General features: G+C 68.4%; 15 protein-coding genes. 2 read left to right on the top strand and 13 right to left on the bottom strand.

All coding sequences use genetic code 11. The annotated features are described in order from the left end of the window. Positions 1-89 precede the first annotated feature (89 nt). Positions 90-710, top strand: a complete 621-nt coding sequence (locus A5727_RS20685; protein ID WP_068254154.1) for a TetR/AcrR family transcriptional regulator — start codon at positions 90-92, stop codon at positions 708-710. Here A5727_RS20685 and A5727_RS20680 read toward each other — a convergent pair. Together A5727_RS20680 and A5727_RS20675 are read right to left on the bottom strand one after the other, a co-directional pair. After that, positions 707-1,621: a serine hydrolase gene (locus A5727_RS20680; protein ID WP_068254144.1), complete on the bottom strand. Its 915-nt coding sequence runs from the start codon at positions 1,619-1,621 to the stop codon at positions 707-709. The two genes, A5727_RS20685 and A5727_RS20680, sit on opposite strands and share 4 nt — an antisense overlap. A gap of 204 nt (positions 1,622-1,825) precedes the next feature. Beyond that, positions 1,826-2,626 (bottom strand): DUF1906 domain-containing protein, encoded by an 801-nt coding sequence (locus tag A5727_RS20675; RefSeq protein ID WP_068254142.1) that lies wholly within the window; start codon positions 2,624-2,626, stop codon positions 1,826-1,828. A 135-nt stretch (positions 2,627-2,761) separates the two neighbouring features. Between A5727_RS20675 and A5727_RS20670 the strand changes: the two genes are divergently transcribed. After that, complete coding sequence (locus tag A5727_RS20670; protein WP_068254136.1) at positions 2,762-4,186, top strand: aldehyde dehydrogenase family protein; 1,425 nt, start codon at positions 2,762-2,764, stop codon at positions 4,184-4,186. 10 nt (positions 4,187-4,196) lie between these two features. On the opposite strand, the gene A5727_RS20665 is transcribed toward A5727_RS20670, so the two are convergent. From A5727_RS20665 to A5727_RS20615, 11 genes are all read right to left on the bottom strand, one after another. Beyond that, on the bottom strand, positions 4,197-5,288 hold the full coding sequence (locus A5727_RS20665) for an MSMEG_0565 family glycosyltransferase (protein ID WP_068254408.1): 1,092 nt from the start codon (positions 5,286-5,288) through the stop codon (positions 4,197-4,199). A gap of 2 nt (positions 5,289-5,290) precedes the next feature. Continuing rightward, positions 5,291-6,136 (bottom strand): carbon-nitrogen hydrolase family protein, encoded by an 846-nt coding sequence (locus A5727_RS20660; RefSeq protein WP_068254131.1) that lies wholly within the window; start codon positions 6,134-6,136, stop codon positions 5,291-5,293. Positions 6,137-6,142: 6 nt separating this feature from the next. Next, the gene (locus A5727_RS20655; RefSeq protein ID WP_068254129.1) at positions 6,143-7,564 is read right to left on the bottom strand and encodes an MSMEG_0567/sll0787 family protein; all 1,422 of its coding nucleotides are present in this window, start codon (positions 7,562-7,564) and stop codon (positions 6,143-6,145) included. Then, entirely contained in the window at positions 7,564-8,619 is a 1,056-nt protein-coding gene (locus A5727_RS20650; RefSeq protein WP_068254124.1) for an MSMEG_0568 family radical SAM protein, read from the bottom strand. The genes A5727_RS20655 and A5727_RS20650 overlap by 1 nt, the downstream gene beginning before the upstream one ends. A gap of 14 nt (positions 8,620-8,633) precedes the next feature. Next, on the bottom strand, positions 8,634-9,911 hold the full coding sequence (locus A5727_RS20645; RefSeq protein ID WP_068254122.1) for an MSMEG_0569 family flavin-dependent oxidoreductase: 1,278 nt from the start codon (positions 9,909-9,911) through the stop codon (positions 8,634-8,636). Beyond that, positions 9,908-10,204 (bottom strand): MSMEG_0570 family nitrogen starvation response protein, encoded by a 297-nt coding sequence (locus A5727_RS20640; protein ID WP_068254120.1) that lies wholly within the window; start codon positions 10,202-10,204, stop codon positions 9,908-9,910. Before A5727_RS20640 ends, A5727_RS20645 begins: the two co-directional genes overlap by 4 nt. Further along, positions 10,197-11,087 carry a carbon-nitrogen hydrolase family protein gene (locus A5727_RS20635; RefSeq protein WP_068254118.1) on the bottom strand — a complete coding sequence of 297 codons (891 nt, stop codon included), beginning with the start codon at positions 11,085-11,087 and terminating at the stop codon, positions 10,197-10,199. Before A5727_RS20635 ends, A5727_RS20640 begins: the two co-directional genes overlap by 8 nt. Before the next feature lie 33 nt (positions 11,088-11,120). After that, entirely contained in the window at positions 11,121-11,642 is a 522-nt protein-coding gene (locus A5727_RS20630) for an MSMEG_0572/Sll0783 family nitrogen starvation response protein (RefSeq protein ID WP_068254117.1), read from the bottom strand. Positions 11,643-11,827: 185 nt separating this feature from the next. Continuing rightward, the gene (locus A5727_RS20625; RefSeq protein ID WP_068254116.1) at positions 11,828-13,195 is read right to left on the bottom strand and encodes an MFS transporter; all 1,368 of its coding nucleotides are present in this window, start codon (positions 13,193-13,195) and stop codon (positions 11,828-11,830) included. 66 nt (positions 13,196-13,261) lie between these two features. Beyond that, positions 13,262-15,412: a DNA gyrase subunit A gene (locus tag A5727_RS20620; protein WP_068254115.1), complete on the bottom strand. Its 2,151-nt coding sequence runs from the start codon at positions 15,410-15,412 to the stop codon at positions 13,262-13,264. Positions 15,413-15,432: 20 nt separating this feature from the next. Continuing rightward, complete coding sequence (locus A5727_RS20615) at positions 15,433-17,466, bottom strand: toprim domain-containing protein (protein ID WP_068254114.1); 2,034 nt, start codon at positions 17,464-17,466, stop codon at positions 15,433-15,435. Between the last annotated feature and the right edge of the window lie 343 nt (positions 17,467-17,809).

The raw sequence follows: 17,809 nt of genomic DNA, 5'->3' as shown, positions 1-17,809 counted from the left end.
CGTTCGCGAACTCAACTGACCAAACGTAAAGTTCGTACCTGACCAAACGTACAGCCTTTTCCTGTACGTTTGGTCAGTGAAGGTGTGTGATGTCAGTGACTCAGGAGGGTGAGCGCGTGAACGGCCACTCGGCACCGCCCAGCGGGCCCACCCGACAGCGCCTGATCGACGTCGCGATCGAGCTGTTCCGGCGGCACAGTGTCGCGGGCACGTCGCTGCAGATGATCTCCGACGAGCTCGGACTGACCAAGTCGGCCATATACCACCACTTCCGCACTCGCGACGAGCTCCTTACCGCAGTGATGGAGCCGCTGATCGACGAGGTCGCCGCACTGGTCGACGCCGCCGAGCAGCATCGCGGTGCCCGCGCCCGCGCCGATCACATGCTCGTCGGGTATGCGACGTTGGCCGCGGCGCGTCGCGACCTGCTGCCGCTGCTCACCGGTGACCCCGGCGTGCACGCCCTGCTGCGCATCCGAAGCGATTGGGGTGACCTCGTCGAACGTCAGATGGCCCTGTTCGCCGATGTCGAGCCCGGCTTGGGTGGGCAGGTGAAGGCGGCCCTGGTGATGTCGGGGATCGCGTCGGCGGCCGGCGTCGACATCCGTGACGCGGATGAGGCGGCCCTGCGTGACGAACTGATCGCGGCCGGCCGTCGCACCCTCGGCCTCCGAGCGCCCCACAGCCGAGACGCGCGAACCGGTGTCTAGATCCTGCCGCCGGGGAACATGGCCTTGACGGCCTCCGTGATGTTGGCGCGGGCGGCGCCGTCACTGGTGGGGTCCAGGGCGCCGATCGCCATGACGTAGCGGCGGTCGGGCCCGATGACGCCGGTGGACACATGCAGCTGCTTGCCGGGGTTCCAGCAGCAGAACCAGCCCTGCTTGACGGCGACCTTCTCGCCCGGAAGGCCATCGGGGATGCCGAACCGCTGGGGGTAGCCGTCGTTGCCCGTGGGAGTGAAGGCCGCGAGGTTGTTGAGGATGACGTCGGCCTGTTGGCGGGGCAGTCCGCCGGAGCCGTTCAACAGCATCTCGTAGTAGCGGACCAGATCGGCAGCGGTGCTCTGGGTGACGTCCCAGTGCCCGTTGTAGGGCGCGGTCGTACCGCCCAGCCCGTAGCGGGCCTTGATGCGCGCGATGATGGCGTTCCCGCCGTTGCGGTCCCAAAACATCTGTGCCGCACTGTCATCCGACGATCGCAGCATGGCGTCGAGCGACCCGCGGTCGGCGGGGGACAGCTTGGTTTTGCCCTCTGCCTCCTGCAGCAGCAGGTCGTCGGCGATGAACAGCTTCACCACCGACGCAATCGGGAAGGGACTGTTGTTGCCGTTGGAGACGCGCTGACCGGTGGCGCGGTCCAGGACCACGACCGCGATGTTGGAGCCGGAGGCCGCAGCGTCGGCAGTGGCCGCCTGGAGGCGGTCGTCGAGTCCGGCGAACGATGCCGGTGGGGCAGCGGGCAGTTCGGGACGCGGAGCCTGCGGGACGACGATCGTCGCCTCTGGGACGTGTTCACCGGCCGGCGCGCCTCCGGCCTGGCCGGTACAACCGCCCGCGAGCAGTGCCGCACAGGCGATGGCCACTGCGGTCATCGTTGCTTTCGGCTGGTGCCGACGCATAGTTCTCCTCTGAGTGGATCCTTCACCAGGGCCACGCTGCACCGAATCAGTGGTGACAGCCTAATTCCCCGCCTGATCCCACGCCGGAGTGACCTGAGCGCGTGGCCGCCCACGCCCTCTGGGGAATGCCCAGTCAACGGCCGATCGAACCGCCGCTCTGGACCCCTTTCCCGTCCGCACCCGGCGGACCCGACGTCGGGAGAGTTACGGATGCAGGTTCCACTGGCCGACATCCTGGGCCAGGACGTCGTTGACGTCGACGCGGATGCCGCCGACCAGAGGTCCAGGATTCGACGCGGTGTCGATGATGCGCTGGTAGAGCACCGCGCCGGGGTGAATCTTGCCGTTCGACCAGGACCGGGTCTGCCATGCCCACCGCTTTCCGGGCGTGCTGGACTGACCGATGACACCGTCGGCGATGGCCCACTCGCACACCTTGACGCCGCCATAGACTCCGGTGCGCATCACGCCGATCACCGAGTTGATTCCGCGGAACCACGGCAGGGCCCGGTTGTTCCACGTCTCCCGGTCGATGTCGTCGTCGACGGAGAAGTAGATCGGTGCGCTCTGCCCGCCGCCGGCGGCGGTGTGCAGGTGCCAGGCGGTCTTGGCGTCGGCGACGCCGCCGGGGCCCCCACGCAGGAAGTCCGATGGTGCGGTGCCGCCCGGCTTTCCGTACTGGAAGTTGCTCACGATCACCAGCCCCGCCCTCACCAGCGACTCCGCATACGGCCGGGTGATCGGCTTGGCGCCGAAGTTTGAGCCGGGGCGCGACGTGGACACGTAGTTGATCACGCCGGCGTACCCGGCGGCCCGAATGTGTTCGGCGGGAATCTGGGCCGCGGCGAAGTCGATGAGCTGGGAGCCGGCGGCCGCTGCGGGGGGAGCAGTCGGGAGGGCCGCTGCCGCACCCAGGCCGGCCAGCACCGATGCGGCACCTGCGTAGCGCAGCGCGTCGCGACGGGAGACTCGGTCCCAGCGCTGTCGGTCCGGCGACTTCTGCACGGCCGGATGTTAACAATGAGGCTGCTGTGAACAGTGTTGCCGCGCCGAGGGCGTCTTTTGCGCCCTATGCGGGTGCCGACTGCCGATGCGCCCATACCGGCCCAAAGCCGTCGGCGCTGGGGAAGAGTGGAAGCCGTGCGTGAATATCTGAAGTTCTACATCAACGGACAGTGGGTGGATCCGGTCGAGCCGAAAAGCCTCGACGTCGACAACCCGACCACGGAGCAGGTTTCCGGCCGGATCGCCCTCGGCGGTGCGGCCGACGTCGACGCCGCGGTCGAGGCGGCCCGCAAGGCCTTCCCCACCTGGTCATTGACCACCCGCGATGAACGCCTGGCGCTGCTGGGAGCGATCCTGGCCGAATATCAGAAGCGGTCCGGCGACCTCGCCGACGCGGTCAACGAGGAGATGGGCGCGCCGCCGTCGCTGGCCGCCGGCCCTCAGGTCCAGATGGGACTGGGGCACCTGGCCACCGCGCTCGAGGCGCTGAAGAAGTTCCAGTTCGAGGAGCAGCACGGCAGCACGCTGGTGGTGAAGGAACCGATCGGGGTGTGCGGTCTGATCACCCCGTGGAACTGGCCGATCAACCAGATCGCCTGCAAGGTCTTCCCCGCGCTGGCCACCGGCAACACCATGGTCCTCAAGCCCTCCGAGGTGGCGCCCTATTCGGCGCAGATCTTCACCGAGATCATCGACGCCGCCGGTGTCCCGGCCGGGGTGTACAACCTGGTCTACGGCGACGGGCCGGGCGTCGGTACCGCGCTGGCGAGCCATCCCGACATCGACATGGTGTCCTTCACCGGCTCCACCCGCGCGGGCATCGAAGTGGCCCGCAACGCCGCCCCGACGGTCAAGCGAGTCACCCAGGAACTCGGCGGTAAGAGCCCCAACATCGTGCTCGACGACGCCGACTTCGCCAAGAGTGTGGCCGCCGGGGTGTCGGTGATGATGGTGAACAGCGGCCAGAGCTGCAATGCCCCGTCGCGGATGCTGGTGCCGAACTCCCGGATGGACGAGGCCGCCGCCATCGCCCGTGAGACCGCCGCGGCGGTCAAGGTCGGTGACCCATCGGACAAGTCGGCGATCGGGCCGGTGGCCTCGAAGGCGCAGTTCGACAAGATCCAGGGACTGCTGCGCAAGGGTGTCGACGAGGGCGCCGACGTCGTCGTCGGCGGAGTCGGCCGTCCCGACGGACTCGACGTGGGCTACTACGTCAAACCCACCGTGTTCGCCAACGTCACCAACGACATGACGATCGCGCGCGAGGAGATCTTCGGTCCCGTGCTGTGCATCCTCGGCTACGACGATCTCGACCAGGCCGTCGAGATCGCCAACGACACCGAATACGGGCTCGCCGGGTATGTGTCGGGCGCCGATCTGGAGGCCGCCCGCGCGGTGGTCCGCCGGATCCGGGCGGGCTCGGTGGCGATCAACCACAACTTCGACATCAGTGCGCCGTTCGGCGGGTACAAGCGCAGCGGCAACGGCCGCGAGTGGGGACACTTCGCCTTCGACGAATTCCTCGAGACCAAGGCCGCGCTGGGGTACTCGCCGCAGTAGCCGGCCGTGCTCAGCGCCGAGGGTGGCGCAGGTAGAACTCGAGATGCGCTCGAGCGGCGCCGTCCCAGGTCCTGGAGGCGGCCAGCGCGCGTCCCTCCGCCGGATCCCGGGGATGTGTGAGCGCTGTGGCCAGCGCCTCGGCGAAGCCGGTCGCGTCGGTCGCGAAACCGACTGTGGCACCGAACACTTCGCGCAGCACCGGTAAGTCTCGTGCGACGACGGGCCGGCCCGCCGCGAGTGCCTCCATCGCGGCGAGGCCGAATCCCTCCTTGGTCGAGGGGAAAGCGAACGCCGCGCAGCCGGCGACCAGGGCAGGCAGGTCGGAATCCTCGATGGCACCGAGGATCACCGGGCTGACACCGAGTTCGAGGCACCGCCGCTCGAAGGCCGTGCGGTAGTCGCGGTAGTCGAACAACGTTTCACCGCCGGCGATCACCAGGGTCAGCCGGGGATCTCGGTGACGCAGGAGCGCCATCGCGTCGACCAGATCGATCGTGCCTTTGCGCGGCTCGATGCCGCCGACGGTCAGCACGTATCGGCCCAGTTGCGACTGCCAGCGGAGCCGTGCGGCGACGGCCTCCGGTGAATCACCGGCCGCGTCGGTGAACCGCTGAGCCTGAACACCGTTGGGGATGACGGTGGGTGACAGCGCCCACCCCGCACGCACCTCGGCGGCCACCGCCTCGGAGACGCAGATCCGCGCGTAGGGCTCGATGATCGCCCGTTCGTGGCACTGCGCAAGCACCGGCGTGGTGAACTCGTCGAGGTGGTGGATCGTGCGGATGCAGCTGCCGACGGCGTTGGCGCTGATGCAGTCCTGTGCGTGCACGATGTCGTAGTCCTCCGGCGTGAACGCCTGCCGGAGCAGTTCGATGGAGCGGACGATGCGGTCGGTGACGGTGTCCCCGGCGACGTCGGTGAACTCGACCAGCCGAACCGAGACAGCGGGCGAAACCGGCCGGAAGAACCCGCGGTCCCCGGCGCGGGCCAACGACCACACGGTCACCTCGGCACCCTGGGCGGCCAGCGCCTCGGCGAGGTTGAGGGTGTGGACCACACCGCCGCGGGGCTTCGTGGAGTAGGTGAGAAGCGCAACGCGCAGGCTCATCGGCACGCACCGCGGTTCTGGTAGGTGTCGGGACGCAGTTCGGCCAAGTGATTCAACACCTTTCGGGCGCGCGCAATCTCGGCATCGACATCGATCTCGACCCTGGCCAGTCCACCTTTGGCGCGGGTGGTGGCCAGGATGTCGCCGCCGGGGCCGACGATCTTAGCCTGGCCCAGGAAGCGCAGGTTGCCCGTCACTCCGGTTTGGTTCGACGACACCAACACCACCTGGTTCTCGGCGGCCCGTGCGCAGTCGTAGAGGTCGAACAGCCGCGACTGCCGGTCGGCCGGCAGTCGTGAGGCACGGTCGGTGATGCTGGCCGGCCACGCCGACAGCGCGGCGATGATGCTGGCGTCGGCCGCGGCCAGGGTGCGGGCCGCTTCGGGGAAGGTCTTGTCGTAGTCGATGAGCATGCCGAGCCTGCCCACCGGAGTGTCGAAGGTGGAGAACCGGTCACCGGCGAGGTAGGTCAGGGCTTCACCGGCGGGTTGATGCACCTTGCGGTAGCTGCCCAGCACTCCGTCACCGGTGACGCAGGCAGCGGTGTTGTAGCGGCCGCCGCCGGGTGCGGCCTCGGCGTATCCCAGGCACACCGTCACCGGACCGGCCGCAGCCACGATCGCGGCGATCTCCGGTCCATCGGGGTCCAGCGCCGGTGGTGGGTCGTCGGGATCGGGCGCCTGGAAGTCCCCGATGTAGCCGCCCAGGCAGGCGTCGGGAAGGACCAGGAGGTCGACGCCCTCATGGCGGGCGGTGTCGATGATGCCGACGGCCTTGTCCACGCAGCGCGACAGGTCGCGGCCGAAGTGTGCCGCCACCGCCGCCAGGACCACGGGTGCCACGGCGGCTCAGCTCGATCCGAGACCGGTGACCGCCGGTGCGAGCGCCGTCGTGACCACGCCATCGGGCCAGCGCAGCCGGACACCCAGATCGCTTGTGAGAAAACCGCATTCGGCGCTGACCACACCGTGTGGGGCCGCCGTGGGCGCCTGCGGACCGGCGGTCAACATCGCGTAGCCGGGAAAACAGGTCAGCCAGTCACCGACTGCGGCGTCGGCTGGGCGGGGAACGGCGGACACCTCCAGTTCGGCGCCGGTGCCGCAGGCTTCGACCATCATTCCCAGTGTCCCGACGATGCCGGCCATGCTGACATCCTTGGCCGCCCGAGGTGTAGCGCGTGCCACCAGGGTGGTCATCGCCGCCAAGTCCGCGCTGCTGCGTGTGCTCGTCGAATCCCATTGCCGCCCAGAGTAACCGGGCCGCCACCGGCCGGTGGTGTCGACGGTCAACCGCACCCTGTCGCCGACGGCGCCGCCGCCGGCACGAACCGGTGCCAGCGTGCGGCCCAGCGCGGTCACCGACAGCGCGGCGGGGACACCGAGTTGGGTGTGTCCGCCCAGGACGGGCACCTGCCAGGCCGCCGAGGCCGCCGCGAGACCCGAGATCACCCGGTCGAGCATGCCACGGGTGGGAGCCCCGACGGCGTCGAGCAGTCCCATCGGCGCAGCGCCCATCGCGGTCAGATCGTTGACGTTGACCAGTACCGAACACCAGCCCGCCCATTCGGGATCCCGTTCGACCATCGACGGGATGATGGCATCACAGGCGGCGATCAGGTCGGTCCCGCCGACCGGGACGCCGTCGTCCCCGACGAAACCCACCGGCCCCAGTCCGCCGGGTATCTGCCGCAGCGGCGCCAGGGCCGAGCCCAGAAATGACTTGGTGGCAGCCGCGGCACGCTGCACCGGGTCCAGCGGCCAGCGCATCCAGGCATGGTCGACACCCGCGATCCGGTGTGATCCCACCCGCTGCCAGCCGAGCGTGTCGAACATGCGGGCATAACGCTGCTGCACCGTCGCCTCGAAGCGCAGCACCCCTGACGCCTCCGCGAAGGCGCAGGCCGCGCGGACCAGCGCCGGGCCGACGCCACCGGCGCGGACCGCTGGGTCGGTCACCAGCCGACTGCCCGTCCACCAGCCGAGGTCAGGCGCTGTGGCCGGAGCCAGGCGCACGCCGCCGATCACGCGGCCCTCCCGGTCGGTGGCCACCAACACCACGGTGCGGGGATCGTCGTCGACGTCGTCGCGGTCGGTGCCGGTGAACAGACCCTGCTCGGTCACGAACGAGTCATGGCGCAGTTGCCGGAAGCCGGCGATCTGCCCGGCGCTTTCCGCCCGGGTCACCAGGTACGACGCCGACGGGCGCGGTGTCCCGCAGAGGATGGACGAACTGACGGGGGCGCTGTGAGCGCTGGCCGTGAACGGGATCATCAGGCACCCAGATTCTGCAGCACACCGCACGCGCCGCAGGCCGCGCAACCCGCCCGCTGGTCGGCACCGGTCATCCCGGCAGCGCGCAGCAACAGCGCGACCTCGCGGCTGACCTTCTCGACGACGGCGGCATCGGGCGCCGCTGCGCCGTCGACGTCGACCGCCAACGACCCCGGCTGGGGGCGGAACGGGACGACGAACGGGTACACGCCCATCTCGATGAGTTCGGCGGCGCCCCTGATCATCTCCTCGGGGTCTTCGCCGAGTCCGACGAGCAGGTACGTCGAGACCTGGTTGCGGCCGAACACCCGGACCGCCTCACGCCAAGCGTCCCGATAGCGTTCCACCGATACGGTGGCCTTTCCGGGCATCCAGCGCCGCCGGACGTCCTCGTCGAGGGATTCGATGTGTATGCCGATCGCGTCGGCGCCGGCCTCCCGCAGTTCGGTCAGCACCGCGGGGTCTGCGGGTGGTTCGCACTGCACCTGGATCGGCAGTGTCGGCACCGCCGCCTTGACGGCGCGCACACACCGGGCGAGGTGGCGGGCGCCGCGGTCACTGCCCGTCGAGGTGCCGGTGGTCATGACCATCTGAGTCACGCCGTCGAGGCGAACGGCCGCGGCGGCGACTTCGGCGAGCTCGGCGGGACGTTTGACGGCGGTGGTGGCGCCCGAGCGCAGCGACTCCTCGATGGTGCAGAACCGGCAGCGTTGGTCGGCGTCGTATCGGATGCAGGTCTGGACGACGGTGGTGGCCAGCACATTGCGCCCGTGCAGGCGGGCGAGCTTCTCGTAGGGCACACCTTCGGCGGTCACCAGGTCATAGAAGTGCGGCCGAGCGACGACTTCGACGTCGAGCCCGGTGTCCTCGCCGTCGAGAATCACCCGGGTGCCGTCGAAGACGAAGGGGCTGTCGGGGTTTCGTGGGATCGCGGCGTTGAGTCCGTCGATGACCAGGTGCCCGTCGGCGCTCGGTCCTGCGCCAGCGGTCCGGCTGACCGGCGGCCGGCCGCGGATCCCCAGCAGCGCCAGATCGACTCGGGTGGATGCGGACATGTCTCGGTCTCCCCTCACTGCCCGACGGCGAGCCGCAGCACTGACTCGTGATGACCGCTGATGATGGTGGCGGCGATGTGGGCGGCGTCGCGGTCGATGCCCAGGAATCGGCCTGAACCCCAGGTGTGCATCCAGGGCAGGCCGACGAAGCTCAGGCCGGGAACCGCAGTGACGCCGCGGGTCTGCATGGGACGACCACCGCCGTCGAACGCACTGGCCTCGATCCACCGATAGTCGGGGCGGTAGCCGATCGCCCACACGATGCTGGTGACGTTCTCGGCCGCCAAGTCCACGGTGGTGGGCTCCGCTGCGGGTTCCCACACCGGCGTGTATCGGGTCGCCGGTGGCGCACTGATCTGCTCGCGCTCGATGTGGGCGTCGATGTCCGAGCAGATCGAGTTGTACACCGAATCGGCCGCATCCAGTGCCGCGCGCAGGTTCGGGTCGAAGTGCAGCGTGGAATCCCTGCCACCGGCCAGCGTTCCATAGAGCTTCATCCCGTCGAGCGCGAACTGCCGCAGATCCACGTCCCGGCCACCGTCACGTCCGGTCACATAGTGATTGGTCTTCTCAATCGCCGCCTTTCCGCCCGGATACTGTTGGGCCGGACGGTCATACACGCCCATCTCGGCGAGCCAGGTCATGCAGTCCCGGCCGCGGTAGAAACGCGCCACGCGTGGTGCGCTGCCGACCGCGAGGTGCACTTGGCGACCGGCCAGGTGCAGATCCTCGGCGATCTGGGTTCCGGACTGCCCTGTCCCGACCACGAGCACGGCGCCGTCTGGCAGCTGGCTGGGGTTGCGGTACTGGTCGGAGTGGATCTGAACGACGGCGGGGTCCAGCGAGCCGGCGAACGGGGGAATCACCGGCAGCGGGTAGCCTCCGGTCGCGATCACCGCACTCTCGCAGATGAGGGTCTCGCGGCCCGATGATGTCTGCAACGTGAGTTCGAACCCACCCTCGGGACGGTTCTGCAGCCTGGTCACCCGGGTGTGGGTGCGCACCGGCGGGGTGAAGGTGTCCAGCCAGCCGGCCAACCACGCGACGACCTCATCGCGCGTCATGAATCCGTCGGGGTCCGAACCTGCGTAGGGGTAACCGGGCAGCTGACAATGCCAGTTCGGCGTCACCAGGGTGAAGTTGTCCCACCGGCTGTCGGCCCATGCGTGCACCGGGGTGTGGGACTCCAGGACGACGTGTTCGACGCCGGCGCGGCCGAGATACCAGCTGACGGACAGACCGGCCTGCCCGCCGCCGATGATCGCGACCGGTACGTGATGTGCGGATGTCATGGTCGCTCCAGATCGGGTTGCATGGCGGTGATCTCGACCTCCGCATCGCCCGGAAAGCGGCTGGCGGTGTGGCGGATCCCGTCGGCGGTGGCTGCGGCGGAGGTGCAGGCGAAGCCGTACTTGGCCCGCACCCGCTCACTGGCCTGCTGCAGTGCCTCACCGGAGCGGCTGAGGAACTCGGCGACGGTGTAGCGGCCACCGGTGGTCAGGTGGTCGTGCATCACCAGGCTCGGGGAGTAGCAGGACTGGACACTGCCGTCGGGCCAGCGGACGTCGAACGTCATCTCAGGCATGGGCCAGATCCGCCCACGGGGTGGCGTCGGCCTCGATCAGAGGTCCGTAGACATCTGGCCGCCGGTCGCGCAGGTGGAACATGCCGGCTCGCATGGTGCGGAAGGTCTCATCGATGTCGACGTCGGCCACCGCCATACCGCTGCCCAGAAGGGTTGTGGCCAGGATGTTGCCGCCCGGATCGACCACCTTGGCGTTGCCGACGTAGCGCAACGATCCGAAGGTGCCGGACTGGTTTGCCGCCACCCAGAAGACCTGATTGTCCAGAGCGCGGGCGATGTCGAACTGGTTGAACCGGTAAGTCCATCGGTCGTCCTGCAGATTCTCCGCTGTGGCGGTGCGGGCCGCGGGCCAGGCCGACAAACTGGCGATGATCTGAGCACCACCGAGCGCCATGATTCGGGCGGCTTCCGGAAATGCCTTGTCGTAGCAGATCTGCAGTCCGATGCGGCCGGCCGGGGTGTCGTGGACGTCGTAGCACGATCCCGCGGAATACGACATGCCCTCACCCAGCGGCTGATGCACCTTGCGGTACACGCCGTAGACATGGCCGCCGTCGAGGAGTGCGGCGGCGTTGTAGCGTGTTTCGCCGTCGTCGGCGAGCTCGCAGAACCCGATCGCCACGACGAGGTTTCCGGCCAGCTGCTGGACTCGCGCGATCTCGGGTCCATCGATGCGGATGGCGGGCGGCAGTGAGCGGGTCGTGGTCCGCACGGTGTCACCATGATTGCCCAGCGATGACAGGTAGCCGCCGATCGCGGCCTCGGGCAGTGCGAGGAAGTCCACGCCGCGATCCCGGGCTTCGTCGGTCAGCGCGGCGATGACCGCATAGTTCTGGTCCAGCTCCCTGGTGAAGTTCGCGGACGCGGCGGCGAGGGTCGTCATGGTGACATCCTTTGTCTCACAACGTGATCCCACTCACACCATGTAGGTGGAGTTGATGATCGCACCCTTGCGGGCGTAGTAGATCAACGCGTCCTGGACATCGAGCGGGTGGCATGGAATGACGCCTTCGATGAGGTCCTCCTCGCGACCGCCGTGCAGAGCGAGACCGAAGCGGCAGGCGAAGACGGTGCCACCCTCACCGATGAAGGTGGCCAGGGCGTCGTTGATGTTCTGTTCGCCGGGGAAGCCGGAGTCGCCGGTCTTGGGAAATCCGCGGGTGGCCAGGCAGTTGATGGCGCCGGGGCCGTAGAAGTAGATGGCCGATTCGAACCCCTTGCGCAGCGCCCGGGTGGCCTGCAACACCGCGACGAAGCTCACCGAGGACTCGTGTGCGATCCCGTGGACCAGGGTGAAGTAGCTTTCGCCCTCCTCGGCCTGGTAGTCGGGAAACACCTTGGTGCCGCCGTAGATGTTCGAGCCCTTGGGCAGCGAGGGGTGCGGGATCTCGGCGAGCGAGGTGGCGATGTTCTCGGCAATGGTCGCGTCAAATGGCATGGCGGGCTCCGGGTTTCAGGGTTACTCGGCTGACTTACTGAACTGATCCCAGTACAGGCCCGGTCTATTTCGTATTGGTTATGGCTGGAATACGACTCCGTTGCTGAGTGTGTACGCGATGTTGCGGATCGGATCAACGGGCGGTGCCCTCCTGGGCGCTGTGCCTCAGGTTGGCTTGGAGGAGGTCATGACGCTCTGTGGCGGGCCCGGCGCAGCACTCCCGACCCGGACACCAACAACGCCAGGGCGACGACGCCGAAGATGAGGTTCACACCGTCGCCGGCCGGCATCCCCGCCCGCTGGAGCATCTCCAGCACCGTGCCAGAGACGGCGACACCGCAGCCCGCCAGGGTCACGAGCGCGGTCAAGGTCACCCCCGCGGCCTCGCCGGCCCGAGCCGGGTCGACCACGGCCTGAGTGGCGACCGTCGTGTAGGCGTACACGAATCCCATGGTCAGACCGCAGGCGGTCAGGGCCGCGACGTACAGCGGCCAGGAGGCGAGAACAGACAGTGCGACAAGGGAGAACGCCGCCACCACACATCCTGCGCCCATGACGGCGATCGGTGAGAACCGTGAGGGCAGTCGGCCGGAGAGGGTGCCTCCCGCGGCCGCGCCCACCGACGGCCCGAGGAACACCAGGCCCGCGGTCAGTGGATCGAGGCCACGGACTTCCTGAAGGTTCAGTGTGGACAGAAAGACCGTGACCGCATAGGCGATGTTGGCGACGGTTCCGGCGATCACGAGCACCGCGAAGCCGGGCGTGCCGAACAGTCGCACATCGACCAGGGGATGTCGCGACCGTCGCTCGACGATCACGAACGCGACCAGCAGGCCGACCGAGGCGAGACCGGCGGCGAGGGTCGTCGCCGAAAGCCATCCCCATGTGGGTGCGCGATCGAAGGCCAGCGTGAACAGGCCGATACCCGTGGTGAGCAACGCCAAGCCGCCCACGTCGATGCGGCGCGTCGCCGTCTCATCGAAGGTCTCCGGTATCACACGCGCGCCGATCAACAGTGAGAGCACCGCGAAAGGCACCAACAGCCAGAACACTGCGCGCCACCCCACCGTCTCGGTCAGCACGCCACCCACCAACGGTCCCGCCGCATTTCCCAGCCCGGCGATGCCGTACGCCAAACCTATTGCGCGGCCAGAACTCTCAGCGGGGTACGCGTTGCTCAAGACGCTGACGGAGACTGGGAAGATCATCGCAGCGCCGACACCCTGAAGTGCGCGGGAGGCCACCACCGCGGCCGCCGTCGGAGCCAGTGCGCACAGCACCGAAGCCACCGCGAACAGCGCGATACCGCAGAGCAGCACGCGGCGTCGACCGAATATGTCGGCGACGCGCCCCGCGGGCACCATGAAGGCGCCCAACGTCAGCATGTAGATGCTCACCACCCACTGCATGTCGGTGATGCTGCTGTCGAGGTCTGTGGCCATCCGCGGCAGCGCCAGATTCACTGCGAAATAGTCGATCTGCACGCAGAACAGTGCGACGGCGGTCGCCGTCAATGTCCAGCGTGCGCTGCCATGTCCGGTCACCCCGACCATGATCCGTCACGATACGGGAACCGAGGCCCGAATCCGCCGTGATCAGCGAGCAGGTCGACCCTTCACCTATTCCGCGGGTGCGGGTGTCACGTCGGCACCGGATCCCTTGATGGACGCCTTCGCTCGGTTCTCGGCCTTCACGGCCTTCCTACCCCGCACGTAACCGGTCGGGGAGATCGCCGCCGCCAGCAGCACATCCTCACCCTTGACGAACGGGTGGAATCCGACGCCCGCGCCGCCGCGACCCTTGACCGGGATGTCGGCGACTTCGGTGACCTTCCAACTCTTTTCAGACACCGACAGGATCGCCTCACCGTTGCCGCACGAAATCGGCAGCGCGGCGATCACCGTGTCCTCCGGGTCCCCGGCCGCCAGCTTGACCCCGGCCACACCGTTGCCCGCCGCGCCCTGAGGGTTCACCGCGGCGGGGTCGATGCGCAGGATCTTGCCGCGCCGGGTCACCAGTGCCAGGTGATACCCCGCCGGCAGAACCCCGGACCGCAGCAGTCCGGTGATGTCCGGTGCCACCGGAATGTCGCGGGTCTTGAACGGCAGCCCGTTGCCGGTGGTGAACTTGATCCGTCCGTCGGTCCACACTGCCCAGCCGAGACCCGAGGTCAGCAGTTCACCGTGACTGTCGGAGAACACACCTCGATCGTCAAGGCGCCAGGCCGCGTTGACCTTACGCTCGCGCGGGCCGTCCTCGTCAGCGCCCGAGGACACCGGGGTGGCGTCGAAGTCCAGCACCGTGCGGCGGTCGTACTCGGGTCCCTTGAACAGCTTCGCGGTCTCGACCAGTTCCTGGTCGATGACCCTGCGGCGCGCGTCGGGATTGGCCACGAGTTCGGACAACTCCGCGAACTCGGCGTCCAGCTTCTCCGCTTCGGCCTGCAACTCGATGACATCGAGCTTGGTGAGGCGCCGAAGCTGCAACCCCAGGACGTAATCGGCCTGTTCGGCGTCGATCGAGAATCGCTTCTGCAGGCCCTGACGGGCCTCGTCGACGGTCTCGGATCCGCGGATCACCGCGACCGCGGCGTCGATGTCCAGATGGATCTTCATCAGGCCCGCCACCAGGTGGCGACGCGCGGTGACCTTCTCCAGTCGGTACTCGCTGCGATGCAGCACCACCGAATCGCGCAGATGCAGGAACGCGGCGATCAGTTCGCGGACCGACCACCAACGCGGGACCCGGTTCTCGTCGAGCGCGACCAGACTCGCGGCGAACGTCGACTCCAGCGGGGTCAGTGCCAGCAGTTGGTCGCGGATCTGCTCGGCGTTGTGGCCGCGCTTGGCGGTGACGACGATGCGCAGTCCGTTGCGCCGGTCCGTCAGGTCCGACATGTCGGCCACACCGGGCAGTTCACCGGACTCGACCAGCGCCCGAATGCGTTCCTGCACAGTGTTGCTCGCGACGCCGGGCGGAAGTTCGGTGATGATGCAGTTCTTGCCCTCCACCGACACCGTGCCGCGCACGGTGAAGTGGCCCCTGCCGGTGGTGATGTACTCGCGCAGTCCCGCCGTGCCGATCACGGAGGCGCCCGATCCCCAGTCGGGGCCCGGAATGAGTTTGCACAACCGGTCGTCGGTCATGTTGGGGGTCTTCAGCAGGGCCCGACAGGCGGCCATGACCTCGCGGGGATTGTGTGCGGGCACCTTGGTGGCCCACCCCTCGGCGATGCCGACGGCGCCGTTGCACAGAAGAACCGGCCACTGGGCCGGCAGCCACGTCGGTTCGACCCACTCGCCGTCGAACGTCGGAACCATCGGCACCGCGTGACTGTCCAGTTCGGCGGTGAGCGCCGCACCGGGCGCCGACAACCGCATCTCGGTGTAGCGGTCGGCTGCGGGGATATCGCCCTGGATACGGGGGAAGGCGCCCTGTCCGTCAATGACTTTCACGCGCTGGAAGTCGGCCGCCATCAGCGCCGCGGCGCCGTACATCGACGCCCCGCCGTGCGGGTGCAGGTTGCCGGTGACCGCCGAACACACCTTGGACGACTTCTGTGGCTTGTTTCCGGGCAGCAGCTTCGAGTCGTGCATCTGGTAGAGCAGGCGCCGCTGGCCGGGTTTGAGTCCGTCGTACGCCGACGGGATGGCGCGGTCGCTGACGCTGTAGAGCGCGAAGGTCAGCTGGTAATGGTTCCAGTAGTCGTCGGCGCTCTGGTCGAGCACCATGTCCGGGTTCTGCTCCGGAACGTCCAGGGTGGCGGTCACAGTCTTCTACCTACGATCTCTTACGTCAGATCCAGTGCCGAGGTGTCGATGCGCGAGGCCACGTCGGCCATCCACGTGCGTCGGCCCTCCGGCGGCCCACCGAACAACGTGTGATGCAGCTTCTTCTCGCCGTCGTCGGGGTGGACCCGAATCACGGTGCGCCGATGCGGATCCAGCACGGTGTTCCAGAAGTCGTCGGCGTCCATCTCGCCGAGACCCTTGTTGCGCTGCACCTCGACCCGCTTCTTGGAACTCGCCTTCAACTGGGCCACGGCGGCGTCGCGCTCGGACTCGTCCTGGCAGTAGATCCGCTCGTCACCGTTCTTGACGACGAACAGCGGCGGCAGCGTCACGTACACCATGCCGGCCTCGACGAGCGGGCGGTAGAAGTCCAGGAACATCGAGATCAGGCTTGAGTTGATGTTGCCGCCGTCGGGGTCGGCGTCGGAGGCGAACAGGATCCGGTCATAGCGGCACAGTTCCGGATCACAGCTGTCACGCACCCCGCAGCCCAGGATGCGCTCGATCGAATCGAACTCGTCCTTGGCGCGGGCCTTGCTCAGGGCGTACCCGTAGACGTTGGGCGGCTTTCCCTTCAGCGGGAAGGCCGCCTGGAAGGTGGCGTCGCGCGCGGCCTTGATGGTGCCCAGCGCCGAATCACCCTCGCACAGGAACAGTTCGGCGCCCGAGCCGCGTCCCGACTCTCGGCTGGGAAGGAGCTTCGGCGGCAGCGACAGGTTGGTGCCCAGGCCCTTGGCCTTCGACGCCGCGCGGGACCGGGCCTTGGCGCCCTCGGCGCTGCGGCGGGCCCGCGCGGATTCCAGCGCCAGCTTCGTCCACAGTGTCACGGTGTCGGTGTTGGCGGGGTTGGCCGCCCAGATGGTGACACTGCGGGCGACGTCCGGGGCCATCGCCATGTTCAGCGATCTCGAGGACACCGCGGTCTTGGCCTGCGAGTCCCATGCCACGTCGGGGGCCCGGGTGTCCACAGCCAGCGCGGTGACCGACACGAAATCCTGTGGCTCCGGACCTTCTTCGCCCTTGGCCAGGCCGAGGTCGCGAATGCGGGAAGCGCGGTCGGCCAACGCTTCCGACAGGCCTTTGAGGGCCGCCGTCAGGTGCGATCCACCGCCTGGGGTGCGGACGGTGTTGCAGAACGCGGCCACCGTCGCCGGCTCAGCGGGCCCCGCGGTCAGCGACCAGCGGAACGGCGTCGGGCCACGACCGGTCGTGTACTCCCCGCGCCCCTCCACGACGGCGCGGATCTCCGGGACGGGGGTGCCGGCCGCCGTGCACATCAGCTCCAGCAGGGTGTCGGTGCCCCACGGCCCGCTGAACGGCTCGAGCAGCGCGGGCGGGACCTCGTCGCCGGGCCAGCCCTCGTCGACGACGACCAGGTGCACACCCGGAGACATCCGGGCTGCGGCATGCGCGCGCAGCAGCACCTCGCCGACGTCCAGGTGCGAGTCCGGAGCCACGGCCGGGTCGAACAGGATGCGCACCTCAGTGCCGTGCAGGTTCGGCTTTCGGTTGCCGACGCCGCGCAGTTTCTGCGCGTCGTTGCGGGTGAAGGGGGAGTCCGGGTCGAATTCCCCGCCCTCGAACTCGCCGGGGTAGCCGCGCCCGAAACTCTGCAGGTAGGTCTTCCCGGCCCGCCGCACCGTGACGTCGGTGCGGGCCGAGATGAACACGGCGGCCGCGGCCCCGATGCCGTTGAGGCCGGCACCGGTGCTGGCGGCGTCGGCGTGCGCGGAGAACTTGCCGCCCGCACGTGCGGTGCCCAGCGTCTTGACGATGCCGTTCTTGCCGGTGGTGGGATCGGTGTCGACGGGCAGGCCGCGGCCGTCGTCGGCGACACTGACCGATCCGTCGGCGTGCAGCGTGATGGTGACCGTCGACCCGCCGTGGCTGGGCACGGCCACCTCTTCGATCGCGTTGTCGATGATTTCGCGCAGCGCGGTGTTGAGGACATCCAGACCAAGGTTCACCGCCGGCCGCAGGCGGGTGTGTTGGACATCGTCGAGCTCAGTGATGTCGGCGGCGGTGTAACTCACTACTCGATCTCTCCGTCGGGGCCAGGGTCCGGAGAGGAATGGTAGTTGGCCGCGGCGACACAACCGCGCACCCCGGGCGTGACCTGCCGGGGGTGGCGCAGCTCTCAGACGGTCATTTCCGCTGGTGACGTTGGCCGACCAGGGCTGGATCCAGGCGCGCGAAGACCAGATGACCAGGTGGGAGACCGCGCCACGCGTGGCGAATGTCGCGTCGCGCAGCTCCCACGGCAGGCCTGCGGCCCAACATCCAACGGGTGCTCGAACAGCACTCCGAGGCCGTGACCGCCCTGTTGGAGGACTGTCGTGCCCGCGGATACGCGACCAGCCGTGAAGTGGATCACGC

The sequence above is a fragment of the Mycobacterium sp. ACS4331 genome (assembly GCF_001667265.1).
Classification (GTDB): domain Bacteria; phylum Actinomycetota; class Actinomycetes; order Mycobacteriales; family Mycobacteriaceae; genus Mycobacterium.
This window is presented reverse-complemented; position numbering and strand designations above follow the sequence as displayed.